Origin of the sequence: Caballeronia sp. ATUFL_F1_KS4A, from assembly GCF_023630905.1 — a bacterium.
Lineage (GTDB): Bacteria > Pseudomonadota > Gammaproteobacteria > Burkholderiales > Burkholderiaceae > Caballeronia > Caballeronia zhejiangensis.
Genome location: NZ_JALQEB010000037.1, coordinates 330397 through 355344, shown reverse-complemented (window position 1 = coordinate 355344; position 24948 = coordinate 330397). Strand labels below are relative to the sequence as shown.

19 protein-coding genes are annotated in these 24948 nt (G+C 63.6%); 10 read left to right on the top strand and 9 right to left on the bottom strand.

The window, feature by feature from the left end; translation table 11 throughout:
• Positions 1-14: 14 nt before the first annotated feature.
• Genes NCS03_RS25200 through NCS03_RS25190 form a run of 3 tightly spaced genes read left to right on the top strand, consistent with a single transcriptional unit; the run spans position 15 to position 3509 of the window.
• Entirely contained in the window at positions 15-1577 is a 1563-nt protein-coding gene (locus NCS03_RS25200) for a sugar ABC transporter ATP-binding protein (RefSeq protein ID WP_250530033.1), read from the top strand.
• Entirely contained in the window at positions 1567-2547 is a 981-nt protein-coding gene (locus tag NCS03_RS25195) for an ABC transporter permease (RefSeq protein WP_008347730.1), read from the top strand. Before NCS03_RS25200 ends, NCS03_RS25195 begins: the two co-directional genes overlap by 11 nt.
• 8 nt (positions 2548-2555) lie before the next feature.
• The gene (locus NCS03_RS25190) at positions 2556-3509 is read left to right on the top strand and encodes an ABC transporter permease (RefSeq protein ID WP_250530032.1); all 954 of its coding nucleotides are present in this window, start codon (positions 2556-2558) and stop codon (positions 3507-3509) included.
• A 112-nt stretch (positions 3510-3621) separates the two neighbouring features.
• Here the strand turns inward: NCS03_RS25190 and NCS03_RS25185 are convergent, their stop codons facing one another.
• Entirely contained in the window at positions 3622-5043 is a 1422-nt protein-coding gene (locus tag NCS03_RS25185) for an MFS transporter (RefSeq protein WP_008347726.1), read from the bottom strand.
• 278 nt (positions 5044-5321) lie between these two features.
• Complete coding sequence (locus NCS03_RS25180; protein WP_008347724.1) at positions 5322-5576, bottom strand: DUF6723 family protein; 255 nt, start codon at positions 5574-5576, stop codon at positions 5322-5324.
• Positions 5577-5870: 294 nt separating this feature from the next.
• Here NCS03_RS25180 and NCS03_RS25175 point away from each other — a divergent pair, with 294 nt between their 5' ends.
• The gene (locus tag NCS03_RS25175; RefSeq protein ID WP_250530031.1) at positions 5871-10742 is read left to right on the top strand and encodes a response regulator; all 4872 of its coding nucleotides are present in this window, start codon (positions 5871-5873) and stop codon (positions 10740-10742) included.
• Positions 10743-10847: 105 nt separating this feature from the next.
• On the opposite strand, the gene NCS03_RS25170 is transcribed toward NCS03_RS25175, so the two are convergent.
• Complete coding sequence (locus NCS03_RS25170) at positions 10848-11966, bottom strand: 3-deoxy-7-phosphoheptulonate synthase (protein WP_008347720.1); 1119 nt, start codon at positions 11964-11966, stop codon at positions 10848-10850.
• Between the two features lie 176 nt (positions 11967-12142).
• On the opposite strand from NCS03_RS25170, the gene NCS03_RS25165 reads away from it, so the two are divergent.
• Together NCS03_RS25165 and NCS03_RS25160 are read left to right on the top strand one after the other, a co-directional pair.
• Entirely contained in the window at positions 12143-12817 is a 675-nt protein-coding gene (locus tag NCS03_RS25165) for an HAD family hydrolase (RefSeq protein ID WP_008347718.1), read from the top strand.
• Positions 12818-12830: 13 nt separating this feature from the next.
• On the top strand, positions 12831-13859 hold the full coding sequence (locus tag NCS03_RS25160) for an aldose epimerase family protein (RefSeq protein ID WP_250503581.1): 1029 nt from the start codon (positions 12831-12833) through the stop codon (positions 13857-13859).
• Between the two features lie 7 nt (positions 13860-13866).
• Here the strand turns inward: NCS03_RS25160 and NCS03_RS25155 are convergent, their stop codons facing one another.
• The 6 genes from NCS03_RS25155 to NCS03_RS25130 form a co-directional block, all read right to left on the bottom strand.
• Entirely contained in the window at positions 13867-15003 is a 1137-nt protein-coding gene (locus NCS03_RS25155) for a porin (protein WP_008347714.1), read from the bottom strand.
• A gap of 207 nt (positions 15004-15210) precedes the next feature.
• On the bottom strand, positions 15211-16725 hold the full coding sequence (locus NCS03_RS25150) for an ATP-binding cassette domain-containing protein (protein WP_250530030.1): 1515 nt from the start codon (positions 16723-16725) through the stop codon (positions 15211-15213).
• Complete coding sequence (locus NCS03_RS25145; RefSeq protein ID WP_250437188.1) at positions 16722-17648, bottom strand: branched-chain amino acid ABC transporter permease; 927 nt, start codon at positions 17646-17648, stop codon at positions 16722-16724. The genes NCS03_RS25150 and NCS03_RS25145 overlap by 4 nt, the downstream gene beginning before the upstream one ends.
• Before the next feature lie 2 nt (positions 17649-17650).
• Positions 17651-18526 (bottom strand): branched-chain amino acid ABC transporter permease, encoded by an 876-nt coding sequence (locus tag NCS03_RS25140; RefSeq protein WP_008347709.1) that lies wholly within the window; start codon positions 18524-18526, stop codon positions 17651-17653.
• Between the two features lie 113 nt (positions 18527-18639).
• The gene (locus NCS03_RS25135; protein WP_502801542.1) at positions 18640-19878 is read right to left on the bottom strand and encodes an ABC transporter substrate-binding protein; all 1239 of its coding nucleotides are present in this window, start codon (positions 19876-19878) and stop codon (positions 18640-18642) included.
• A gap of 196 nt (positions 19879-20074) precedes the next feature.
• A complete protein-coding gene (locus tag NCS03_RS25130) occupies positions 20075-20971 on the bottom strand; it encodes a LysR family transcriptional regulator (RefSeq protein ID WP_008347704.1) in 897 nt (298 codons plus the stop codon).
• A 92-nt stretch (positions 20972-21063) separates the two neighbouring features.
• Here NCS03_RS25130 and NCS03_RS25125 point away from each other — a divergent pair, with 92 nt between their 5' ends.
• From NCS03_RS25125 to NCS03_RS25110, 4 genes are all read left to right on the top strand, one after another.
• Complete coding sequence (locus NCS03_RS25125) at positions 21064-21840, top strand: NAD(P)H-dependent oxidoreductase (RefSeq protein WP_250530028.1); 777 nt, start codon at positions 21064-21066, stop codon at positions 21838-21840.
• Positions 21841-21899: 59 nt separating this feature from the next.
• Positions 21900-22526 (top strand): glutathione S-transferase family protein, encoded by a 627-nt coding sequence (locus NCS03_RS25120; protein WP_250522248.1) that lies wholly within the window; start codon positions 21900-21902, stop codon positions 22524-22526.
• Between the two features lie 15 nt (positions 22527-22541).
• A complete protein-coding gene (locus tag NCS03_RS25115) occupies positions 22542-23177 on the top strand; it encodes a glutathione S-transferase family protein (protein ID WP_175980593.1) in 636 nt (211 codons plus the stop codon).
• A 120-nt stretch (positions 23178-23297) separates the two neighbouring features.
• Positions 23298-24941, top strand: a complete 1644-nt coding sequence (locus tag NCS03_RS25110) for an acyl-CoA synthetase (RefSeq protein ID WP_250530027.1) — start codon at positions 23298-23300, stop codon at positions 24939-24941.
• The last annotated feature ends 7 nt before the right edge of the window (positions 24942-24948 follow it).

Below are 24948 nucleotides of genomic sequence, written 5' to 3'. Positions count from 1 at the left end.
GACGGATATCACGCATGGCTCAGACTCCCCTTCTCGACATGCAGGACATCGATATCGCGTTCGGCGGCGTCGCTGCGTTGAAGCGCGCGCGCCTGACCGTCGCAGCGGGCGAAGTGCACGCGCTCATCGGCCAGAACGGCGCGGGCAAGTCCACGCTCATCAAGATTCTCACGGGCGCGTATCGCAAGAGCGCGGGCACGATTCGCTTCGATGGCCGCGAAGTCGATTTCCGCACGCCGAAGGAAGCGCGCGAAGCGGGCATCAGCACGATCTATCAGGAGATCAATCTCGTGCCTTTCCGCTCCGTCGCGGAAAACATCTTTCTCGGGCGCGAGCCGCGCCGTTTCGGTCTCATCGACTGGAAGATAGTGCAACGGCGTGCGAGCGAATTGCTCGAATGGTTCGGATTGCGTATCGATGTGAGAAAGCCCGTGCGCGACTATTCCACCGCGATTCAGCAGATGGTCGCGCTCGCGCGCGCGGTGTCGTCGGATGCGAAGATGGTCATCATGGATGAATCGACGTCCTCGCTCGACGAGCGCGAAGTCGAGCTGCTCTTCACCGTCGTGCGCCGCTTGCGCGACGACGGGCGCGCGGTCATCTTCGTCTCGCATCGGCTCGATGAACTCTATGCGCTGTGCGATCGCGTCACGGTGATGCGCGACGGCCAGACCGTCGCTGAAAACACGATGCAGCAGATGGACAAGCTGAAGCTCGTCACGACGATGCTCGGCCGCACGCTCGCCGCCGTCGTGCATGAAGACAGCGCGGTGAAGGAAGCGAATCTCGCGAAGCGCGGTCCGGTCGCGCTCGCGGCGCAAGGGCTCGCGGCGGGCGCGAAGGTCACGGACGTATCGCTCGATGTTCACGCGGGCGAAGCGGTCGGCCTCGCGGGCCTGCTCGGCTCGGGCCGCACGGAAACGATGCGCCTGCTCTTCGGCGCGGATCGCCCGGCGAAAGGAACGCTCGATATAAACGGCGAGCCAGCATCGTTCAAATCGCCGAAAGATGCGATCGCGCGCGGCGTCGCGTATCTGACGGAAGATCGCAAGGCCGAAGGCATCGTGCCGGAGCTTTCCGTGCGCGACAACCTCACGCTCGTCTGCCTGCCTGCGCTGACGAAACGCGGCGTCGTCGATGTCGCGAAGCAGCGCGAGATCGTCGATGGCTTCATCGAATCGCTCGGCATCAAGCTACGCTCGCCCGATCAGCCGATACGCGAACTTTCCGGCGGCAATCAGCAGAAGGTGCTGCTCGCGCGCTGGCTCGCGACGCACCCTCGCCTCTTGCTGCTCGACGAGCCCACGCGCGGCATCGACGTGGGCGCGAAAGCCGACGTCGCGAAGATCGTGCGCGAATTGCGCGATGCCGGCATGGCGGTGCTGCTGTCCGCATCGGAACTGGAAGAACTCACGGCAGTGGCGGATCGCGCAGTCGTGATCCGCGACGGCGAAACGGTCGCGCAACTAGACGGCGCGCAGATGAACGAGGCGTCGATCATGGATGCGATCGCGTATGGCGCGGGCGCGGAGTCGACGCTCGCCGAGGCGGTAGAGGAAGCGAAACATGATCGATGATACGCAACGGGCCGCGCCGATCGTGCAGGCATCGGCAAAGAAGAAGCGTGGCGTGGCGATTCAGCGCGAAGTCGCCGTGCTGCTCGCGATGATCGTCTTCAATCTGATCTTCACGCAGCACTTCGTTTCGCTGCAGACGTTCAACGTGAATCTCACGCAAGTGGTGACGATCGTGATCGTCGGCATCGGCATGACGCTCGTCGTCGCGACGGGCGGCATCGACCTGTCCGTGGGCGCGTCGATGGCGATAGCCGGTGCGCTCGCGCCGATGCTCTTCATGAACATCGACGGGCCGCTCGGCATCGTGCTTGCGTTCACGCTGCCGATCGTCGCCGCCGCGTTATGCGGCGTCTTCAACGGCTTTCTCGTGACGCGACTGAACGTGCAGCCGATCGTCGCGACGCTCGTGCTCTTCATCGCGGGCCGCGGCATCGCGCAAGTCGTCACCGATGGGAGCCTTCAGGCGTTCACGAATCCCGCGTTTCAATGGATCGCGCTCGGCAAGATCGCGGGCGTGCCGTTCCAGATTCTCCTGATGCTCGTGCTCGTCGCACTCTTTACGTGGATCGTGCGCAAGACGCTGTTCGGCAAGTTCCTGCTCGTGACGGGCGGCAATGAGGACGCCGCGTATCTCTCGGGCATTCCGACCGCGCGCGTGAAGATGATCGCGTACACCGTATGCGCGGCGCTCGCCGGGCTAGCCGGGCTGATTTCGATCTCGGTGAATTCGTCGTCGGATGCGAATGTCGTCGGTCTCGGCGTGGAGCTCGATGCGATCGCGGCGGTCGCGGTCGGCGGCACCGCGTTGACGGGCGGCAAGGCGTATATCACGGGCACGCTGATCGGCGCGCTCATCATCCAGTTGCTGCGTTATACGCTGCTCGCGCACGGCATTCCGGATGCCGCCGCGCTGGTGCTGAAGGCCGCGATCATCATCGTCGCGGTGTACGTGCAACGCAAGCGAGGTTGAACGTCGACATGAAAAGGAACTTGCCGATTCTCATCGCGCTCGCGGCGCTGCTTGTGCTCGGCGTCATGCGTTACGAACATTTCGCGGACGCGTACAACATCACGTCGTTCTGGCGATACAACTCGATGTTCCTGCTGATCTCGATCGGCATGGCGTTCGTCATCATCACGGGCGGCATCGATCTGTCCGTCGGCGCGGTGGCCGCGCTCGCGAGCGTGGTGTCGGCGCTGGCGAGCCCGCATGGCGGGCTGGCCGCGGTGCTTGCCGGCTCGCTCGCAGGCCTCGCGGTGGGCGTGCTCAACGGGCTCGTCATCACGCATATGCGGATCCTGCCGTTCATCGTCACGCTCGCGACGAGTCTCGGCGCGCATGGGCTTGCGTTGCTGCTCGGGCATAACGACGCGGTCGGCATTTCATCGGATTCGAACTTCGCCGCATTCGGTCAGGGCGATCTGTTCGGCTTGCCGATACCGGGCATCGTGTCGGCGCTGACCGCGTTTGCCGGATGGATCGCGCTGCGCAGTTCGCGCTTCGGGCGGCATGCGCTCGCCATCGGCGGAAGTGAGGAAGCGTCGCGGCTGATGGGCCTGAACGTGGACCGCACGCTCGTCATGGTGTATGCGCTGAGCGGCTTGCTTGCGGGCATCGCCGGTGCGATTCTGGCCGCGCAGTTCGGCGCCGGACAGCCGAATGAAGGCGTCGGATGGGAGCTGTTCGCGATTTCCGCGGTCGTCCTCGGTGGCACGCGACTGACCGGCGGCGATGGGTCCATCGCGATGACCGTCGCGGGCGTCGCGTTGCTCGGGCTCGTGTTCAATCTGCTCAACTTCGAGAACGGGCTCGGGTTCATTTCGCTTTCCGCCTACTGGCAGTCGGTGATTCGCGGTGCGTTTCTACTGCTCGTGATCTTGCTGCAGGCGCGGGTTTTGAGTGGGAACGATAAGGTGAAAGTGGCGCACTGAGGTTTGCTTTCTCTACGGTGGATTTCGCCGGATCCCGTTTTGCTTTCGGTTTATTAGCGTTGCCCCTGCGCTAATGGTCCAACGCGAAAACGGGATCCGGCGAAAAAAAACATCAAGCATGCCGATGCTCGGGCAACACGTCATGCGCCATATCGTCCCGCTGCGTCCCGGCACCAGCACCAGTCCCGGCCCCAGGAATCCCCCGCCCGCGCAGCGAACACCCGACCGTCTCGGTAACGAACACCAACGCAACCGCGCCAACCGCACAAGCCCCCATCATGTAATACGCCGGCACCAGCGTGCTGCCTGTGCGTCCGATCAGCCAATCGGTGACCATCGGCGCGGTGCCGCCGAAGATCGACGTCGACACGTTATAGGCGATCGCCATCCCCGCATACCGCGCCTGCGTCGGGAACATCGCCGGAAACATCGCGGAGATGCTCGCGAGTTGCGGCACATACAGCAGCCCCAGCACCGCAAGCCCGATCAGCGCGCCGGCAATGCCATGGGTCATCAGCGAGAACATCGGCACGGCCGCGACGAAGATGCCGACGAGCGAAAGCCACCACACCTTCTTGCGTCCGATACGATCCGACAGCGCGCCCGCGAACGGCAGCAGCACCATCATCGACAGCATGCCGATGAGCGGCAGCAGCAGCGAGAGGTTGTCGCTCATGCCGAGCTCCTTCTTCATGAACGTCGGCATATAGGCGAGCAGCACGTAGTTCACGACGTTGAGCGCCACGACGAGCCCGCCGAGCTGCAAGAGCGGCTTCCAGTAGCTCGCGAACAGTTCGCCCAACGACACACCCGTCTGATGCTCTCGCTCCGCCGCTTCGGCGCATTCGCGAAACACCGGCGTGTCCTCCATCTTCGAGCGCAGATACAGTCCGATGAGACCGAGCGGCGCCGCGACGAGAAACGGCAGGCGCCATCCCCACGCGTGCATCGCGTCGTTGCCGAGCAGCACCGAGCAGCCGAGCATCAGGAACGCGCCGAGCGAAAAGCCCGCGAGCGTGCCGAATTCGAGAAAGCTGCCGCAAAAGCCGCGCTTGTGATCGGGCGCGTATTCGGCCATGAACGTGGCCGCGCCGCCATACTCGCCGCCCGTCGAGAAGCCCTGGATCATGCGCAACGCGACGAGCGCCACGGGCGCCCATATGCCGATGCTTCCATATGAAGGCAGCAAGCCGACGAGCAGCGTCGCCATCGACATGATGATGATGGTCAGCGCGAGCACATGCTTGCGGCCGAGACGATCGCCGAGCGGTCCCCAGAAGAGGCCGCCGAGCGGACGCACGAGAAACGAAATCGCAAACGTGGCGAGGGCGAAGAGCGTGGCTTGCGCGGTACTGCCGGGAAAGAGCGCGGCCGAAATGTAGGTCAGGCCGTAGCTGTAGATGCCGTAGTCGAACCACTCGGTCGCATTGCCTATTGCCGAGGCGGCCATGGCGCGTCGAATCGGCGCGCGCGAGGGCGTCTCATCGGGCGCCGCGTGTTGACCCTGCCTCGTGGATGGTTGCACGTCACTCATAGTCGTCTTCCGGATGCGTCATGGACCCGGTGCTGCGCTCGAGTTCGCGCGCCATGCACCGCCTTGAGATCAAGATACAGACGCATGCCGCTTGCCTGGCATGTCCTAGGACGATGACGGCGCTGGGGTTTTCCCGAGCGCGCGGGCCATTCTTGCCGATCGTCTATGGAATCGCCGGGGCTTCTTACCGCGCGGCTCGCAGCCTCGACGCGCTCACGGGGATGAGACGTTCCGCCTGCGTCGAAAGCGCATGTCATAGGACAATGCGCGAGCGCGGATCATGGCTCGGGATTGGCGAGATCCGCGGCGACGATGCGGTGGCCGAGCGCTTCGGCCGCCCGCCGCGCGTCCTCGCTCGATTCGAACGGGCCGATGGTCTCGCAGCCATCGAACGGATAGAGCACGCGCTTGTCGCGCTTTCTCACGACCTTCAGCGTGCCGATGTGCAGGCCCGTCGCATTCACCACATACGACGCGTAGATATCGAAGTCTTCGTGCGCGCCTGCGCCTGATGTCGAGGGGGCTTTAGGCATCGGTCTGGACATGGTTTCGCTTGATGTGATGCTGGCGCCTGACGGTCACGCGCACGTTATCGATTTGAGCGACACGTCCAGCAAATCCCGTGCCGCACTGTCCCGAACGCCTTGCAGGACGGGGCTGACGCGCGTGCGGCCATTGCAAGAAAATGGGTTTTCCGTGCGAGAATCCGGTATCGTTCGCACCCGCGTCCGGAAGCGCACATGAACGATTCGAACCCTACGACGGGCAGCGTCCCTGACAAACCTGCATCGCCCCATCGAGAGGCCGGGCGAGGAGATCAAGCGTCGATGAAAGCCGAAAACCTGATCGCGGATACGAGGATGAACGGGCTCGACCCGAGCTTCCTCCTGGGCGGCGGCGAAATGGGCGCGCTTATCCGCGGTTTCGACTGGACGCAGACCGCGCTCGGCTCGCCCGAAAACTGGCCGCAAAGTCTCAAGACGGGCATCCGCATCATGCTGACGTCGCGCCAGCCGATCTGGGTCGGCTGGGGGTCGGACCTGCTTTTCTTCTACAACGACGCGTACAAGTCGATCATCGGCGGCAAGCATCCGCATGCGCTCGGCCAGCCGACCTCGGTCGTGTGGCGCGAAATCTGGAACGATATCGGCCCGCTGCTCGACACGGCGCTCGCGGGCATCGAAGGGACATTCGTCGAACAGAAGCTCCTCATCATGGAGCGCAACGGCTTTCCCGAGGAAACGTATTACACGTTCTCCTATAGCCCGATTCCCGATGACCGCGGCGGCGCGGGCGGCATCATCTGCGCGAACAGCGACGACACGCAGCGCGTCCTCGGCGAACGTCAACTTAACGTGCTGCGCGAGCTGGCCGCATCGGCGGCGGATGCGCGCTCGTGGCGCGAGGCATGCGAACTGTCGATGAACGCGCTCGAAGGCGCATCGCGCGACATGCCCTTCGCGCTGCTCTACATCGCCGAGCCGGGCGGCGACATGGCGACGCTCGCCGGAGCGTGCGGCATCGCGCCGGGCCATGCGGCCGCGCCCGCAACGCTGCATGCGTCGCACGCGGAGCTGTGGCCGTTTCAAAGCGTGCTGCGCGACGGCCAGGCGCGCGTGGTGACGAACCTCGAACGCCTCGTCGATGCGCCGTTGCCGACCGGCGCGTGGAACGTCGCGCCTTCGAGCGCGGTGCTCGCGCCCATCGCGCCTTCGGGCGAGACGGGCCGCGCGGGCGTGCTGATCGCGGCGTTGAACCCCTATCGGCTTTTCGACGACGCCTATCGCGCGTTCATGAATCTGGTCGCGGGCCAGATCGGCGCGGCGATCGGCTATGCGCACGCGTACGAGGAAGAGCGCCGCCGCGCCGAAGCGCTCGCCGAAATCGACCGCGCGAAAACCACGTTCTTCTCCAACATCAGCCACGAGTTCAGGACACCGCTCACGCTGATGCTCGGCCCGCTCGAAGAACTGCTGGCCAGTCCCGGACGCGTAGGCCGCGAGGATTTGCGGCTCGTCGAGATCATGCATCGCAATGGCCTGCGGCTCCTGAAGCTCGTCAACGCGCTGCTGGATTTCTCGCGCATCGAGGCCGGGCGCATCGAGATGCATCGTCAGCCGACCGATATCGCCGTATTCACCGCCGAGCTCGCGTCGCTGTTTCGCTCGGCGATCGAAACGGCCGGCCTGCGCCTCGAGATCGATATCGCGCAGGCGCCGGTGATCGCGGACATCGACCGCGACATGTGGGAAAAGATCGTGATGAACCTGCTGTCGAACGCGTTCAAGTTCACGTTCGATGGCGCCATCCGCATCTCGCTGCACGCGAACGCCGATCGCAGCATCGAAATGAGCGTGCGCGATACCGGCATCGGCATTCCCGAAGAGGAGCTCACGCGCGTGTTCGAGCGCTTCCATCGCGTGACGGGCGCGGCGGGCCGCTCGGTGGAAGGCAGCGGCATCGGCCTTGCGATGGTGCACGAGCTCGTCAAGCTGCACGGCGGCATGATCCGCGTGCAAAGCACGCTCGGCGAAGGCGCGTGCTTCACCGTCACGCTGCCCTCGTCGCGCGAATCGGCGTTCGATGCGCAAGCCGCGCCCCATGCCGAAGCGAGCATCCGCGCGCGCTCGTATGTCGATGCCGCCATGCGCTGGATGCCGGACGGAGAGCCGCCGGTCGTCGAAAGCGAGGAAGACGCGCCGCTCGGCGCGGACGCGGCCGACGACCCGGCGCTCGCCAATGCGTTGCCGGGCCGCGTGCTGATCGTCGACGACAACGCCGATCTGCGCGACTACATGCGCCGCATGCTGATCGCGGCGGGCCACGACGTGAACGTCGCCGCCGACGGCGAAGCCGCGCTCGCGATCGCGCGCGACGTGCGACCGGAAGTCATCGTCTCCGACGTGATGATGCCGCGCCTCGACGGCTTCGCGCTCGTGCGCGCGCTGCGCGAAGACGAAGCGCTGCGCGAAACGCCTGTCGTGCTGCTCTCGGCGCGCGCGGGCGAGGAAGCGCGCGTCGACGGCCTCGAAGCGGGCGCGGACGACTATCTGACCAAGCCCTTTTCCGCACGCGAACTGCTCGCGCGCGTGGCGAGCAATCTGCGGCTCGCGCGGCTGCGTCGCGCGACCGAACAGAAGCTGCGCGACGAATCGCGCACGCTGGAGATTCTCAATCGCGTCGGCACGGCGGTCGCGGGCGAACTCGATCTGAGCCGCGCGGTGCAGGTCGTCGTCGATGCCGCGACGGAGCTGACCGGCGCCGCCTTCGGCTCGTTCTTCTACAACGTGCTCGACGACAAGGGCGGCAGCTACACGCTCTACACCCTGTCGGGCGTGCCGAAGGATACGTTCGCCAAATTTCCGATGCCGCGCAACACGGCCGTATTCGGTCCGACGTTCGCGGGCGAAGGCATCGTGCGCTCGGACGACATCACGAAAGATCCGCGCTATGGACACAACGCGCCGCATCACGGCATGCCGAAGGGCCATCTCGCCGTGTGCAGCTATCTCGCCGCGCCGGTCCTCTCGCGCACGGGCGAAGTGCTCGGCGGGCTGTTCTTCGGGCATCCCGAGCCGGGCGTCTTCACGGAGCGCTCGGAGCGCATTCTGACGGGCATCGCGTCGCAAGCGGCGATCGCCATCGACAATGCACGGCTCTTTCAGGCCGCGCAGGACGAGATCGCCCAGCGCACGAAGGCGCAGGACGCGCTGCGCGATCTGAACGAAACGCTGGAGCGCCGCGTCGCGGATGCCGTCGCGGATCGCGATCGTTTGTGGGAGTTGAGCGAAGATCTGTTCTTCGTCGCGAGCTTCGAGGGCGCGCTGCTGCGCGTGAGTCCTTCATGGACGACGGTGCTCGGCTTCGACTCGCAGCGCCTGCATTCGCACACGGTGATGGACCTCCTTCATCCCGACGACGCGCCCGCCGCCGCCGAGGAACTCGGCAAGCTGCGCGCGAACGGCTTGCCGGTGCGCTACGAATGCCGGATGAACCGTTCGGACGGCGGCTGGCGCTGGATCGCGTGGACCGTATCGCTCGATCCGGCCACGCGGCGCATTCATGGCGTGGGCCGCGACGTCACATCCGACCGCGAAACCGCCGACGCGCTGCGCCACGCCGAAGAAGCGCTGCGCATGGCGCAAAAGATGGAAGCCATCGGCAAGCTGACGGGCGGCGTCGCGCACGACTTCAACAATCTGCTGCAGGTGATCGGCGGCAATCTGCAATTGCTCGCGAAAGACGTCGCCGGACAGGACAAGCCCGAGCAGCGCGTGCGAAGCGCGCTCGCGGGCGTCGCGCGCGGCGCGAATCTCGCGTCGCAATTGCTCGCGTTCGGCCGACGCCAGCCGCTCGCGCCGAAGGTCGTGAATCTGGGCCGCTTCGTGCGCGGCCTCGACGACATGTTCCGCCGTGCGCTCGGCGATGGCATCGAGATCGAAACCATCGTGTCGGGCGGATTGTGGAATACGCTCGTCGATCCATTCCAGGTCGAGAACGCGCTGCTCAATCTCGCGATCAACGCACGCGACGCGATGAACGGTCACGGCAAGCTCACGATCGAAGCCGGCAATGCATCGCTCGACGAAACCTACGCGATGCGCAACGCCGACGTCGCGCCCGGCCAGTACGTGATGGTCGCCGTGACCGACACCGGTTCGGGGATGTCGCCCGAAGTGCAGGAACGCGCGTTCGAACCGTTCTTCACGACCAAGCGCGAAGGACAAGGCACGGGCCTCGGCCTTTCGATGGTGTACGGCTTCGTCAAGCAGTCCGGCGGCCACGTGAAGGTGTACAGCGAGCAAGGGCACGGTACGACGGTGCGTATCTATCTGCCGCGCGCGCGCGAGGAAGAGGATATCGAAACGACCATCGATGCCGGTCCGGCCAAGGGCGGCAGCGAGACCATTCTCGTCGTCGAGGACGATGAGGAAGTGCGCGCGACCGTCGTCGAGATGCTCGCGGATCTGGGCTATCGCGTATTGCGGGCAAAGGACGCGCAGAGCGCGCTGGCGATCGTCGAAAGCGGCGTGCCCGTCGATCTGCTCTTCACCGATGTCGTGATGCCCGGCCCGCTGCGCAGCAACGAAATGGCGCGCAAGGCGCGTGAACGCGTGCCGGGTATCGCGGTGCTGTTCACGTCGGGCTATACGGACAACGCGATCGTGCATGCGGGGCGGCTCGACGAAGGCATCGATCTGCTGAGCAAGCCTTATACGCATGAGGCTTTGGCGCGCAAGGTGCGGCAGGTGCTGGGACAACGCATGAGGGCATCGGCGGGCGCGCCTGCCAGCGCCGATGTCAGCGTGCCGAGCGTCGCGCAAAACGATGCGCTCTCGCGAATGCGCGTGCTGTTCGTCGAAGACAACGAACTCGTGCGCGATAGCACCGCCGAATTGCTGCGCACCTTCGGGCTGGATCTGACGGAAGCGGGCAGCGTCGATGAAGCGCTGGCGCTCATGCGCGAGCATCGCTTCGAATTGCTGCTGGCGGATGTGGATCTTGCCGGGCAGTCCGGCGTGGAACTGGCTATCGCGGCGTGCCGCAAAACGCCGGGACTGGGCGTCGTGTTCGTGACGGGCTACGACCTCGCGCTCAGCGAGGACGAGCGTCGCGCATTGCCGAAGTCGATTCAGTTGAAGAAGCCATTCGATCCGCTGGCGTTGCTCAATGCGCTGAATGCGGCGGTGGCGCGGTAGGGGCTTGTCACATCACGCGATCATCGAACTCCGATGCATCGCCCGTCGTCGCCGTGAATGCGGCGAACGGAAACGCTTCCCTTGCCGCGCCCACGGTTTTTGTCATCACCCCGCGCGGCGTTTTCTCACTGCTTGAGCGAGCAGTTCGAGCACAGGTTCGCTTTGCGTCCAGCCAAGGCATGCATCGGTGATCGATACGCCGTGCTTGAGCGGCACGCCCGGCTTCTGATCCTGACGGCCCTCTTCCAGATGACTCTCGATCATCACGCCGGTAATGCGCCGTTCGCCCGCCTCCAGTTGCCGCGCGATGTCCTGCGCGACATCGACCTGACGCAGATGCGACTTGTTCGAGTTGGCGTGCGAGCAATCGATCATCACCTGTTCGCGCTGGCCGAGCTTGGAGAGCGCGCCGCACGCCGCCGCGACGCTTTCGGCGTCGTAGTTCGGCCCCTTCTTGCCGCCGCGCAGAATGACGTGGCAGTCGTCGTTTCCGCGCGTCTCGAAGATCGCCGCCATGCCCATCTTCGTCATGCCCATGAACGCGTGGCTCGCGCGCGCCGCGACGATTGCGTCGGCGGCAACCTGCACGCCGCCATCGGTGCCGTTCTTGAAGCCGATTGGACAAGAAAGCCCCGACGCAAGCTGACGATGACTCTGGCTCTCCGTCGTGCGCGCGCCGATCGCGCCCCACGCGATGAGATCGGCGATGTATTGCGGGCTGAGCAGATCGAGGAACTCGGTCGCGGTGGGCAGACCGAGGCCGCTGATGTCGAGAAGCAGTTCGCGCGCGCGGCGCAGTCCTTCGTTGATGCGGAAGCTGCCATCGAGACGCGGATCGTTGATATAGCCCTTCCAGCCTACCGTCGTGCGCGGCTTTTCGAAGTACACGCGCATCACGATGAAGAGATCGTTACGAAGTTCGTACGCCACTTTCTTCAGACGCTCTGCGTATTCCATCGCCTGATCGTGATCGTGGATGGAACACGGACCGATGACGACGACGAGCCTGTCATCGCGGCCATGCAGAATATTCGCAATGGCCGCGCGGCTTTCCTCGACGAGGGTCTGCACGCCGGGCGTGACCGGCAGTTCATCGAGCAGCAACGCGGGCGAGATCAGCGGACGCACCGCGCCGATGCGCGTATCGTCGATGCGGGTCGTGTCTTGCGTGGAGTCGGCCACGCCTGCCTCCTGATCGCGGGAGGGATTGTCGATGCGGGTCAAGATAGGCTCCGTGATGCGTAATTGATGCAAAATCCAAGGGCTTCATGCGGCGATTCCGCGATATAACCGGCTCGCGGCGCAAACATGCATTATCGCACCTGGAACAGCCTGTTCGCCCGATCGTGCGTATGATGAAGCGATACGACACGCCCGAACTCGATCAAAGGGAGCAGACCATGCGCATCGAAACATCATTTCTATTCGACCTCGACGGCACGCTCGTCGACAGCGTCTATCAACATGTGCTCGCGTGGAAAGAAGCGCTCGACGCCGAGGGCATCGAGTTGTCGGTGTGGCGCATTCACCGCAAGATCGGCATGAGCGGCGGACTCTTCACCAATCAGTTACTGCGCGAGACGCACGGCGAGATCAGCGCGGATCGCGTCGAGCGGCTGCGTCAGTTGCATGCGGAGGCGTACAAGCGGCTGCGCGCGCAGGTGTGTCCGCTGCCCGGCGCGCGCGAATTGCTGCAAGCGTTGACGAACGCCGGCACGCGCTGGGCCATCGCGACGAGCGGGCGCATGGAAACCGCGCAGGTCAATCTCGAAGCATTGGGCGTCGATCCGTCGAAGCAAGTGGTCGTTACGCGCGACATGGTGAAGTACGCAAAGCCCGATCCGGATCTGTTCCTCGCCGCCGCCGAGCGTCTGAACGTGCCGATCGAGCATACGGTCGTCGTCGGCGACAGCATCTGGGACATGCTGGCCGCGCGCCGTTGCCGCTCGCTCGGCGTCGGCTTGCTATCGGGCGGTTATGGCAGCGATGAACTCGAGCGCTCCGGCGCGTTGCGCGTGTATGAAGATCCAGCGGACTTACTGCTGCATCTCGATGAAGTCGCGGCGCGGCCATGAGATGATCTCGCGCATGACGACCTCTTCTTCCATCGACGTTCGCCCCTGGGGCGACGCGAATCTCTACACGTTGCGCAATGCATCGGGCATGTCTGTCGATATCAGCGACCTCGGCGCGACGCTCGTTTCATGGCTCGCGCCCGATCGCGATGGACATCTCGCCAATGTCCTGCTCGGTCACGACATGCCCGACGATTACCGCAACGGCAGCGCGTTCATGGGCGCGATCATCGGGCGCTGGGCGAATCGCATCCGCGATGCGCGCTTCGTGCTCGATGGCATCGCGCATCAGGCGGAGCGCAACGAAGGCGCGAATCTTCTGCATGGCGGCTCGGCGGGGTTTCATCGGCAGATGTGGCGTGTGCAGGCGGCGAACGGCGCGCTCGTCATGACGCTGCAATCGCCTGCGGGCGCTTCTGGCTTTCCCGGCAATGTGGATGTGACCGTGCGCTATGCGCTCGATGACGACGGCACGTTATCGATCGATTACGAAGCTCGCACCGATGCGCCGACGCCCATCAACCTGACCAATCACGCGTACTTCAATTTGAACGACGGCGCGAGCATTCGCGACCATGAGATATCGATTGCATCGGATACGTACTTCGCAATCGATGCGACCTCGATTCCAATCGCGCGCGAAAGCGTCGGGGACAGCGCGTTCGATTTGCGCGCGCCTGCATCGATCGGTACGCGTCTCGATGCGGTTCATCCGCAACTCGCGATCGCGGGCGGCTTCGATCATTGCTACGTGTTGAGCGACCAAGCGAACGAACCGCGCACGGTCGCTGTGCTGTTCGATCCATCGAGCGGACGCGAACTGAGCGTGTCGACCGATGCGCGCGGCTTGCAGTTCTACTCGGGGAATTATCTGGAAGATGTGCCCGCGCGCGGCGGTTCGCGTTATCGCAAGCAGGCGGGCTTGTGTCTCGAAGCGGGCGGCTTTCCCAACGAGATCAACATGCAAGACAGCGAGCGCGCTGTCTTGCGGCCCGGCGACGTGTATCGTCAGCGCACGCGCTATACATTGCGCGTGCGCTGAAGCGTCATCAGAAGATGTTGCGCAAGCCGATCGACACGCCGGTCTGATTCGAGCGGCCCGGCAGTTCGACATCCGCCGCGCCCGTCACCTTGTTGAAGTCCACGGTGCCGTAGACTTCCGTGCGCTTCGACAGCGCGTACTCCGCCAGCGCGACACCCGTATAGCGATTGCCGCTGCCCGTCGCGCCGCCGCCGATGGCCGCGTTCTTCATGTGGTCGTAGTAGAACGCGCCCGTGAGCAACAGCGCCGGCGTGACCTGATAGGTGACGCCCGCGAACGGGCCATCGTCGCGACGGCCCGAGCCTTTCAGAATATCCGTGCCCGATACGAGGCCACGCTGTTGCAGGATGCTGTCGACGAAGCCGGTGTCATCGGTCGAATGCAGATAGCCGACATAGAGCTTCGCCGCGCCGATCGCATAGACCGCGTTCGCGTTCCAGATCTTCTGCTTGTTCGCGGCGTTGTCGCTGTTCTGCTGATAGCCGCCGCCGATGGACAGCGGGCCCATCGCATACGACGCCGTGAAGCCGTACATGTTGCCCGCGCCCATATGACCCGGAACCTGGCCCGAGAAGCCGCCCGCGCCCGTCGACGTATAGTTCGTGCCGAACGAGTACATCGCGCCGATCGTGAGGCCCGCGAACGTGCCGTTGTACTTGACGGCGTTATCCGCATAGAGACCCGCGCCCAACGCAACCGGCAACCATGCGTTCTCGAAGTAATTGCCGACCGTGAGCGGATCGTAGACGTCACCGAGCATGTCGAAGAGCGGCGTCTTCTGACGGCCGAGCGTCAGCGTGCCATATGGATTCGACAGGCCGACGAAAGCCGCGCGATTGAATGCGCGAGCGCTGTCGGAGTATTGGCCGTTTTCCAGTTCCACGCCGCTTTCCAGCTGGAAGATCGCTTTCAGGCCGCCGCCGAGATCTTCGACGCCTTTGAAGCCGATGCGGCTATTGGTAATGGCGCCGTTCGTCATGAACAGCTTGCCGTCGTTGTTGGCGTTGGCGTTCGTGAGGTAACGCACGCTGACATCGGCGACGCCGTACAGCGTGACCGAGCTTTGCGCGAATGCGGATTGACACGCGAGCGCGACGACCGACGCGCCGATGCCCGCGATGGCACGCGATGTGAATGTCTTCATGATGTATTGGGAGCGCGTATTCGTTAGCCGTTTTTCATGGCTTCGACGCGTCGCCTTTCAGATAACTGTCTTGGCTAAAGCAGCTTGGCGCGACGCATCGAAAGCTCGCGGTTTTTTAACACATCAAATGACGCGATGCCCATTCGGTGCAATACGTGTGGCGTTTTAGGCAACAAGGCGCGCGTGTTTAGTTGCGCGCGCTACGCTTCAAACTTTCGCCTGCGCAATTTGCGCTGCCTCCGACCGCACCGCTTCGAGAAAGCCTCGTCCCATCTCCTTCTCGAAGCGCGACGGACTGCCCTCCCACACGATGCGCGCATGTTCGAGCACATACACGCGGTCCGCATGGGGCAACGCGAACGTCACGTTCTGCTCGCCCAGCAGCACGGTGATCGGCGTGGTCTTCTGCAGCCGTTCCATCGCCTTCGACAGTTGCTCGAGAATCACCGGCGCGAGGCCGAGCGTCGGCTCATCGAGGATGAGGAGCTTCGGCTGCATCATCAGCGCGCGTGCGATCGCGAGCATCTGCTGCTCGCCGCCCGATAACGTGCGCGCGGTCTGCGCCTGACGCGATTCGAGTATCGGAAAGAGTTCGAAGAGCCACTTGAGCTGATCGGCGCGCATCTTGTCGGAAAGATGATAGCCGCCGAGATCGAGATTCTCGCGCACGGTCATGTCGCCGAACAGCTCGCGCGTCTCCGGGCACTGCACGATGCCGCCACGCGCGATCGCCGCGCCGCTCATGGCTTTCAAATCGCGCGAGCCGTAGCGAATGGTTCCGTGATACGCCACGAGTCCGGAAATCGCATTGAAGAGCGTCGTCTTGCCCGCGCCGTTCAATCCGACGACCGACACGAATTCGCCTTCGCGCACATGCATGTCCACGCTATCGAGCGCGCGCGCCTTGCCGTACAACACGCCGACGCTCTCGACCTGAAGAATCGACGGCTTGTTGCTCACGACTTCCGCGCCACGCTCGCGTGCCTCGATCTTGCCGCCGAGATAGACGCGCCGCACGGTCTCGTTCTGCATCACTTGTTCGGCGGTGCCTTCCGCGACGTACTCGCCGAGATACATCGCAAGCACGCGATCCGCGAGCGCCGCGAGACTCTTCACGTTGTGATCGACGAGCAGCACCGCGCGCCCTTCCGCGCGAAAGCCGCGAATCAGTTCGGAGAACGCTTCCGATTCGGCGGCGGTGAGACCCGCGAAAGGCTCGTCGACGAGCACGACACGCGGATCGCGTGCGATCGCCTTCGCCATCTCCATGCGACGCAGATCGGCGAAGGGCAGCGTCGCCGGATGACGATGCATCACCTTGCCGAGTCCGACGCGCTCCGCGATCTCGCGTGCGCGGCGATTCACATGCGGATCGGCGGCGAGCTTCACGAGCGAATCGGGCAATAGCGCGAGCTTGATGTGTTCGAGCACTGTCTGCCGATGCAGCGGCCGCGAATGCTGGAACACGATGCCCACGCCCGCGCGCGCGATTCGATGCGGCAGCCATCCGGCCATCTCGACGCCATCGACCTTGATCGATCCCGCGTTGGGCCGCTCGATGCCCATGATGAGCTTCATCACCGTCGACTTGCCGGAACCGTTCGGACCGATGAGGCCGAGTATCTCGCCGGGCTCGATATCGAAGCCGATGTCCTTCACCGCGACGAGACCGCCGAAGCGCTTCGTGAGGCCGCGCACCGAAAGCAAAGGTGTATCGCTCATTCGCGCTCCCTCACACGCAGGATGTTGCCGAGCAATCCATCGGGAAAGAACAGGATGACCGCGAGCGCGACAGCCGCGACCACGAACGTATTGATCTGCCCGAGCGGACGCAGGAATTCGCCCGCGACGATGAGAAAGATCGAGCCGAGCACCGCGCCGAGTATCGTGCGCCGGCCGCCGAGCACAGCCGCGATGATGATCTGCACGCCGATGCCGATATCGACCACCGTGCTCACCGACGCCGTGCCCTGATAGAACACGAGCATCGCGCCCGCGACGCCTGAGAACACCGCGCTGATGCAAAACGCCGCGAGCTTGTGCTTCACGACGTTGAAGCCGAGCGCCTGCGCGCCGACGGTATCCTGCCCGCTCGCCTGCAGAATGAGACCGATGGCCGAGCGCGACAAGCCGAACAGAATGATCGCGCAGACGATGAGGAACGCGAGCGCGATCCAGTAGTTGTGGCTCGCATCGACGGACATCACGTCGGGCACCATCATGCCGATCTCGCCGCCGGTGACGCCCGCGAAGATCACGATCGCGTTCTGCAGCAGCAACACCGCGACGAGCGTGACGAGACCGAAGTACGGTCCGCGCAATCGCAATGCGGGCACGGCGAGCAGCAGGCCGCCGACGAGAGCGACGAGGCCGCCGGCCATCACGCATACCGGTATCGGCGCGGCGGCGTGCGCGTTCAGTATCGCGGCGGAATACGCTCCGAGCCCGATCAGGAACGTCGGTCCGAAATTGACTTCGCCCGCGAAGCCGAAGAGCAAGTCCCACGACATCGCGAAGACGCCGAAGTAATACGCGACCGTCAGCACGCCGAGGATATACCCGGTGAGCCACCACGGCAGCGTCGCGGCGACGATCGCGAGCAGGACCGCGGACCAGATCAAGCGCGAACGAACGATGTCTTTCATGATTAGCGCCGTCCGAGAAAGCCTTGCGGCCGCACATATACGACGAGCACGAGCAGCAGCAGCGCGGGCAATGGCCGCAGCGTCGGCGAGATGAGGTACGCCGTGACGGTCTCCAGATAACCCACGACATACGCGGCCATCAACGAGCCCGACACGCTGCCCAGGCCGCCGAGCACGACGATGGAAAACGCGCTCGCCGTGAGCTGTCCGGTGTTGTTCGTGCTCACGCCAAGGAACGATGCGAGCAGCACGCCCGCGATGCCCGCGAGCACACCGTAGATGGTCCACGCGAGCAGATAGATATTCGACAACTCGAAGCCGAGCAGCGTGAGACCGCGCGGATTCATCGACGCCGCGAGCAGCGCCTTGCCCGCCTTCGTGCGATTCACGAAGAGCCACAGCAATCCGATCACGACCCAGCACACGACCGCGATCATAATCTCGTTATAGGGCACGCGCACGCCCGCGACGCTCGCGACGCCGGGAATCAGCGGACGCATCGTGATGGGGTTATCGGAGAAGAGATACGCCATGCCCTGCTGGATCATGATGCCCCAGAGCAGCGTGCCCGTGAGCACGAAGATCTCTTTCTCTTCACGCGGGATCGCAGTCGAGCGTTGAATGGGCCGCACCACCATGAAATAGGTGACGTATGCGGCAATCATCCCGCAGACCACGCCGAGCGGCGTGCCGAGATAGGTGCCCAATCCGGCTTCGCCCGCGAGCGCCCAGCCGAGCAGCGCGGATACCAGCATCACGCCGCCATGCGCGAGATTGAGCACGCCGGATACGCCGAATATCAGCGTGAAGCCGATCGCGCCGAGCGCGTAGAGCGAGCTGATCGCGAAGCCATCGATGAGTATTTGCAGTGGCAACATAGCGGCCCTTTATGTCTTCCATGTCGATGCCAACGTGGAACCGGTCCCCGCAACATGCGCCGCAAGGCGCGCGCTATCGGCAGCGCACGCGCGTCGCGACGACGCAAACGCGCTTAGTTCGCGGCTGCCTGCACCTTCACGAAGGCCGGAAACTTGACCTTTGCGTTCGCCACCGACTTCGGCCATATCGCCACTTGCTTGCCGTTCTGCCATTGCAGGTTGATGCCGGTGATATAGCCTTCGCCGTACTTCAACGCGTGCGTGAACTGATCGTTCTTGCCGTAGAACTGCCAGCGTCCGATGGTGCCGACATAGTCGGTCTTTTCGAGCGCATCGACCATCTTGTCGGGATCGGTCGAGCCTTCATTGCGATGAATCGCATCCGCGATGATGTACACGAGGTCATAGCTCGTGAAGCCGTCATACGCGGGCGATACGCCGGCAAAGTGCTTCTGATACGACTCGACGAAGGGCACGGTCTTCGGCGTCAACGCGACGCCCGGCGCCGCCGCCGATGCGGTGATCACACCTTCGGTCGCGCCGTTGGTGTCCTTCCAGAAGCTCGTGGTCGTCGCTTGCGAGCTTTGGCCCGACATCGGAATCGGCACTTGCTGATCGTGCCACTGGACGGTCGGCTGCACGCCGACATGGCTGATGCCCGTCGTGATCGTGTCCGGATGCTTCGCTTCGATCTGGTTGAAGATCGGCGTGAAGTCCGACGTGTCCGGATTGAAGCGGATGTGATCCAGCACCTTGAGGCCCGCTTTCGGCAGGCACTCGAGGTAGCGCTCGTCGAGCGGCTTGGTCCACGCGGCGTCCTCGCTCATCACGACGGTCGTCTTCATCTTGAACTCGCCGACAAGCACGTCATGCGAGAAATCGCAGATCGATTGCGCGATGAACGCAGACGTCATCCAGCCGTGGAAGGTGTACTTGTAGTGATCGTAGTCGTCATGCACGCGCTTCGAGATTTCGTTGCTCGCCGCGCCCGGCGTGATGAAAGGCATCTTCAGGCGCGCGGACCATGGCTCCATCGCGAGCGCGACTTCGCTGATGTAGCTGCCGATGATCGCGACCACCTTGTCCTGACTCGCGGCGCGCTGAAAGGCACGCACGCCGTCCGATGCCGACGAGTGATCGTCATACGCGATGATCTGGATTTGCCGGCCATCGACACCGCCCTTCGCGTTGATCTCCTCCGCTGCGAGTTGCGCGGCCTTGCTGATCGAAGCGCCCGCCACCGCGGACTCTTCGCTGATGACGCCGATCTTGATCGGCTCCCCTGCCGCGTGCGCCGTGACCGTGAGACTCAAGGCCGCCATCGCCGTACCCGTTGCAATGACGGTACTCATTCCCCGCCACGTCTTGCGCTTTGACATCATCAGTCTCCTCTGTGTATTCGATCGTGGAGCGACGCCAGCCAGACACATGACACATGCAGCAATTAAGGATTTGCCGACAAACAGTAGCACTCGCCTTTCGAGCACTGAATCAGTAATAACGATAAAGACGATCATGCGAAAAGATCATCAATGCAGCGTCACTCTTTCAAACAGCTTGCGCGATGAACTCACGCAGCCATCGATGCGCAGGATCGCGATGCACGCGTTCATGCCAGTACATCGACATCTCGTAGCCGGGCACGTCGACGGGCGGCGCGACGATGCGCAACTCCGGCCAGCGCTTCGCGAGCCTCGCCGGTTGCATCGAAACCAGATCGGTCGTCGCGAGCACGGAGCGCACGAAGAGGAAGTGCGGCACCGACAGCGCGACGTGCCGCTTCATGCCGAACGTTGCGAGCGTGTCATCCGTCGGGCCGAAGAATCCGCCGCCATCGGGCGACACGATCACATGCTCCAGTGCGCAGAACTGCGCGAGCGTCGGACGCCGCTTCAATCGCGGATGATCCTTGCGTCCCACGAGCACATAGCTTTCCGTGAAGAGCGCTTGCTGATGAAAATTGGCCATCTCGGGCGATGTGATGTGAAACGCGAGATCGATCTCGCCGTTCTCCGCCTGCTTCGCAAGACGCGGCGGCAACATCTCCAGCACGGCGATCCGCGTGTGCGGCGCGGCGGCGCGCAAGCCGCTCAACGCAGGCAGCAGCACGGTCGATTCGCTGTAGTCAGTGGCGGCGATGCGCCATGTGTTGTCGGCGATGGCGGGATCGAACGCGGCTTCCGGCGACACCGCGCGTTCGAGCGATGCCAGCGCTTCGCGCAACGGCTCGCGCAGACTTTCCGCTCGCGCTGTCGGGCGCATGCCACGCGGGCCGGGCAACAGCAGAGGATCGCCGAAGATGTCGCGCAGCTTCGACAGATGCACGCTCACGGAAGGTTGCGAAAAATGAAGGCGCTCGGCTGCACGCGTGACGTTCTGCTCGGCAAGCAAAACGTCGAGCGTGAGAAGCAAGTTCAGATCGAGCCTTCTTAAGGTATTAGTCATGGCAATTCCTGTAATTTCAGATATTCATTTCCAATATACCCGAGAGGCTCTTAAGCTGGTCTCCATTCCAGAAACGAAGTGGAGAAAGCCTCATGAATGTGCTGATCGTGTATGCCCATCCGGAACGCCGCTCGCTGAATGGCGCCATCAATGATTTCACCGTCGAGCGTTTGCGCGCGAACGGCCATAGCGTGCAAGTCTCCGACCTGTATGCAATGAACTGGAAGGCGCCGCTCGATGCGAACGACGTGCGCGACCGCAAGGCCGATACGCCGTTTCACGCGAGCCTCGATTCGAAGCACGCGTTCGAAAACGGCCTGCAAAGCCGCGACATCGAGCTGGAGCAGGACAAGCTGCGCTGGGCCGACGCGCTGATTCTGCAATTTCCGATGTGGTGGTTCTCGATGCCCGCGATCATGAAGGGCTGGGTCGAGCGCGTCTATGCGTACGGCTTCGGCTACGGCGTCGGCGAGCATTCGGAAACGCATTGGGGCGACCGCTACGGCGAAGGTCTGATGGCGGGCAAGCGCGCGATGATCGTCGTCACGACGGGCGGTTGGGAATCGCATTACAGTCCGCGCGGCATCAACGGACCCATCGACGATATTCTCTTTCACATCCAGCACGGCATGCTTTTTTATCCAGGCTTCGATGTGCTGCCGCCGTTCGTTCTCTATGAAACGCATCGCATGGATGAAGCGCGCCTGCAAGCCACATACGATGCGCTCGGCCGGCGTCTCGACGGTCTCTGGGACGATGCGCCCATTGCATTCCGCAAGCAGAATCACGGCGACTACGCGATTCCTCAGCTCACGCTGCGCGACGAACTCGCAGCCGGAAAGACCGGTTTCGCGGCGCACATCGACTGAGGCAAAACGCGAAACACAGCTAAGATGGATCCTTCGACAAGTACGGAGGAAGACATCGAATGCTGACGATCTGGGGCCGGGCCAACTCGGTCAATGTGCAGAAAGTGCTGTGGTGCTGCGATGAACTGGGGCTCGCGTACGAGCGCATCGACGCGGGCCTGCAATTCGGGCGCAACAACGAGCCCGACTATCTCGCGATGAACCCGATGGGCCGCGTGCCCACGCTCGTCGACGGCGACTTCGTGCTGTGGGAGTCGAACTCGGTCATTCGCTATCTCGCGATGCAATACGGCGGCGCCAGCACGCTCTATCCCGCCGAGCCGAAAGTGCGCGCGAGCGCGGACCGCTGGCTCGACTGGACGCTTTCGACCCTGCAGCCCGCCGAACGTCCGGTTTTCTGGGGCTATATCCGCACGAGCGCCGCGGATCGCGATGCGCAGCAACTCGCTGCCGCCGCGAGCGAGGTGGAAAAGCTCTGGTGCGTTATCGATGCGCATCTGAAGGGCCGCGACTATCTCGAAGGCAACACGTTCACGCTCGCCGATCTCGTCGTCGCCGCGTATGCGCGCCGCTGGTTCGGCATCGCGGAGCTGGTTCGCCCCGCGCTTCCCGAACTCGAACGCTGGTATGTGGGCATCACGCAGCGTCCGGGCTTCGCGCGTCACGTCTCGCCTGCATTGACCTGAACGGGACGGATTGCCATGACCATCGAACTGCATACATGGAACACGCCCAACGGACGCAAGATCAGCGTCGCGCTGGAGGAAATGCAACTGCCGTACACCGTGAAAACGGTGAACATCACGAAGGGCGAGCAGCATACGCCTGAGTTTCTGCGCATCAGCCCGAACAATCGCATTCCGGCGATCGTCGATCCGGACGGACCCGACGGCCAGCCGATCAGCGTGTTCGAGTCCGGCGCGATCCTGCTCTATCTCGGCGAGAAGACGGGCAAGTTTCTGCCCGCGAGTTTGCGCGATCGCGTGCCCGTGCTCGAATGGCTGATGTGGCAGATGGGCGGCTTCGGCCCGATGCCGGGACAGGTGCATCACTTCCGCATGGTCGAAGCGGAAAGCGACCGGCGTTATGGTTTAAAGCGCTATTCCGACGAAACGCGCCGCCTGTACGGCGTGCTCGACAAGCGCCTCGCGCAAGTGGAATGCGTCGCGGGCGATATGTCCGTCGCGGATTTCGCGATTCTCGGCTGGGCGTGGCGGCATGAACGTCATCAGGTTTCGCTCGATGATTACCCTAACGTCAAGCGCTGGTATGAGGCGCTTTTCGCGCGCCCGGGCGTGAAGCGGGGCTTCGAAGTCAAGCTCGACGATCTCGGCTGATCAGGGCAAACCATGAGTCGGAGCGTCAGGCTAACGTAAGTTGCGCGCGTGATAACGATCTTCTAAGAAACGTGAGCGACACTGACGCCATCCGATAGATTCGCGCCCGAGGAGACAATCATGACCGCCAGCATGTACGACGATGGCCTTCCCAAAACTGCCGCCAACTACGCGGCGCTGACGCCACTCATGTTCATCGAGCGCGCGGCGTCCGTATATCCGACGCTTCCCGCTATCGTGCACGGCGATGTCCGGCGCAACTGGGCCGACACCTACGCGCGCACGCGGCGGCTCGCATCGGCGCTGGCGGCACGCGGCATCGGCCTCGGCGATACCGTCGCCGCGATGCTGCCGAACACGCCCGAAATGGTCGAAGCGCACTTCGGCGTGCCGATGACGGGCGCCGTGCTCAACACGCTCAACACGCGGCTCGACGCCGCCACGCTCGCGTTCATGCTCACGCACGGCGAAGCGAAGGCGGTGCTCGTCGATCGCGAGTTCTCGGACGTGATGCGCCGCGCGCTGAAAGACGTGCCGCAGGACGTGCTGGTCATCGATGTCGACGATCCGCAGTACGCGGGCGCGGGCGAGCGCATCGGCGAAATCGAATACGAAGCGCTGCTCGCGAGCGGCGATCCCGCATACGAATGGTCGCCGCCATCCGACGAGTGGAACGCAATCTGTCTGAATTACACGTCGGGCACGACAGGCAATCCGAAGGGCGTCGTGTATCACCATCGCGGCGCGTATACGAATGCGGTGAGCAATATCCTCGAATGGGACATGCCGAAGCATGCCGTGTACTTGTGGACGCTGCCCATGTTCCATTGCAACGGCTGGTGCTTTCCGTGGACCGTCGCCGCGCGCGCGGGCGTGAACGTGTGCCTGCGCCGCGTCGATGCGAAGACTATCTTCGATCTGATTCGCAGCGAACGCGTCACGCATTATTGCGGCGCGCCGATCGTGCAGAACCTGCTCGTCAACGCGCCCGACGACATGAAGACCGGCTTCGATCAGAAAGTCCATGCGATGGTCGCGGGCGCCGCGCCGCCCGCCGCGATGATCGAAGGCATGGAGCGCATGGGCTTCGAACTGACGCATGTGTACGGGCTCACGGAAGTTTATGGCCCGGCCACGGTCTGCCCGCAGCAGGCCGAATGGAGCGCGCTCGATATCGGCGAGCGCGCGCGATTGAATGCGCGGCAAGGCGTGCGCTATCACTTGCAGGATGCGGTCACGGTGCGCGATCCGATATCGATGGAACTCGTGCCTTCCGATGGCGAGACCATCGGCGAGATCATGTTCCGCGGCAACATCGCGATGAAGGGTTATCTGAAGAACGCGGCCGCGACCGAAGAAGCGTTTCGCGGCGGCTGGTTCCATACCGGCGATCTCGCCGTCGCGTATCCGGACGGCTATGTACGCATCAAGGATCGCAGCAAGGACATCATCATCTCGGGCGGCGAGAACATATCGAGCATCGAAGTGGAGGACGTGCTGTACCGGCATCCGGCGGTGCTTGCCGTCGCGGTCGTCGCGAAGCCCGATACGCGCTGGGGCGAGACGCCCTGCGCTTTCGTCGAATTGAAAAGCGGCGCGCACGCGAGCGCGGAAGAGTTGATCGCGCATTGCAAGAAGCATCTCGCCGGCTTCAAGGTGCCGCGCGCGATCGAGTTCTGCGAACTGCCGAAGACATCGACGGGAAAGATCCAGAAGTTCGAGTTGCGCAAGCGCGCGGGGTCCGTCACCGCGATCGACGTCTGATGGAGAC

Bases quoted from the DNA above. Each gene is read 5' to 3' on its own strand.
- NCS03_RS25145 (WP_250437188.1), bottom strand. From the start codon at position 17,648: ATGAAAGACATCGTTCGTTCGCGCTTGATCTGGTCCGCGGTCCTGCTC.
- NCS03_RS25155 (WP_008347714.1), bottom strand. From the start codon at position 15,003: ATGAAGACATTCACATCGCGTGCCATCGCGGGCATCGGCGCGTCGGTC.
- NCS03_RS25195 (WP_008347730.1), top strand. From the start codon at position 1,567: ATGATCGATGATACGCAACGGGCCGCGCCGATCGTGCAGGCATCGGCA.
- NCS03_RS25135 (WP_502801542.1), bottom strand. From the start codon at position 19,878: ATGAGTACCGTCATTGCAACGGGTACGGCGATGGCGGCCTTGAGTCTC.
- NCS03_RS25180 (WP_008347724.1), bottom strand. From the start codon at position 5,576: ATGCCTAAAGCCCCCTCGACATCAGGCGCAGGCGCGCACGAAGACTTC.
- NCS03_RS25125 (WP_250530028.1), top strand. From the start codon at position 21,064: ATGAATGTGCTGATCGTGTATGCCCATCCGGAACGCCGCTCGCTGAAT.
- NCS03_RS25160 (WP_250503581.1), top strand. From the start codon at position 12,831: ATGACGACCTCTTCTTCCATCGACGTTCGCCCCTGGGGCGACGCGAAT.
- NCS03_RS25150 (WP_250530030.1), bottom strand. From the start codon at position 16,725: ATGAGCGATACACCTTTGCTTTCGGTGCGCGGCCTCACGAAGCGCTTC.
- NCS03_RS25185 (WP_008347726.1), bottom strand. From the start codon at position 5,043: ATGAGTGACGTGCAACCATCCACGAGGCAGGGTCAACACGCGGCGCCC.
- NCS03_RS25130 (WP_008347704.1), bottom strand. From the start codon at position 20,971: ATGACTAATACCTTAAGAAGGCTCGATCTGAACTTGCTTCTCACGCTC.
- NCS03_RS25190 (WP_250530032.1), top strand. From the start codon at position 2,556: ATGAAAAGGAACTTGCCGATTCTCATCGCGCTCGCGGCGCTGCTTGTG.
- NCS03_RS25140 (WP_008347709.1), bottom strand. From the start codon at position 18,526: ATGTTGCCACTGCAAATACTCATCGATGGCTTCGCGATCAGCTCGCTC.
- NCS03_RS25175 (WP_250530031.1), top strand. From the start codon at position 5,871: ATGAAAGCCGAAAACCTGATCGCGGATACGAGGATGAACGGGCTCGAC.
- NCS03_RS25200 (WP_250530033.1), top strand. From the start codon at position 15: ATGGCTCAGACTCCCCTTCTCGACATGCAGGACATCGATATCGCGTTC.
- NCS03_RS25165 (WP_008347718.1), top strand. From the start codon at position 12,143: ATGCGCATCGAAACATCATTTCTATTCGACCTCGACGGCACGCTCGTC.
- NCS03_RS25120 (WP_250522248.1), top strand. From the start codon at position 21,900: ATGCTGACGATCTGGGGCCGGGCCAACTCGGTCAATGTGCAGAAAGTG.
- NCS03_RS25115 (WP_175980593.1), top strand. From the start codon at position 22,542: ATGACCATCGAACTGCATACATGGAACACGCCCAACGGACGCAAGATC.
- NCS03_RS25110 (WP_250530027.1), top strand. From the start codon at position 23,298: ATGACCGCCAGCATGTACGACGATGGCCTTCCCAAAACTGCCGCCAAC.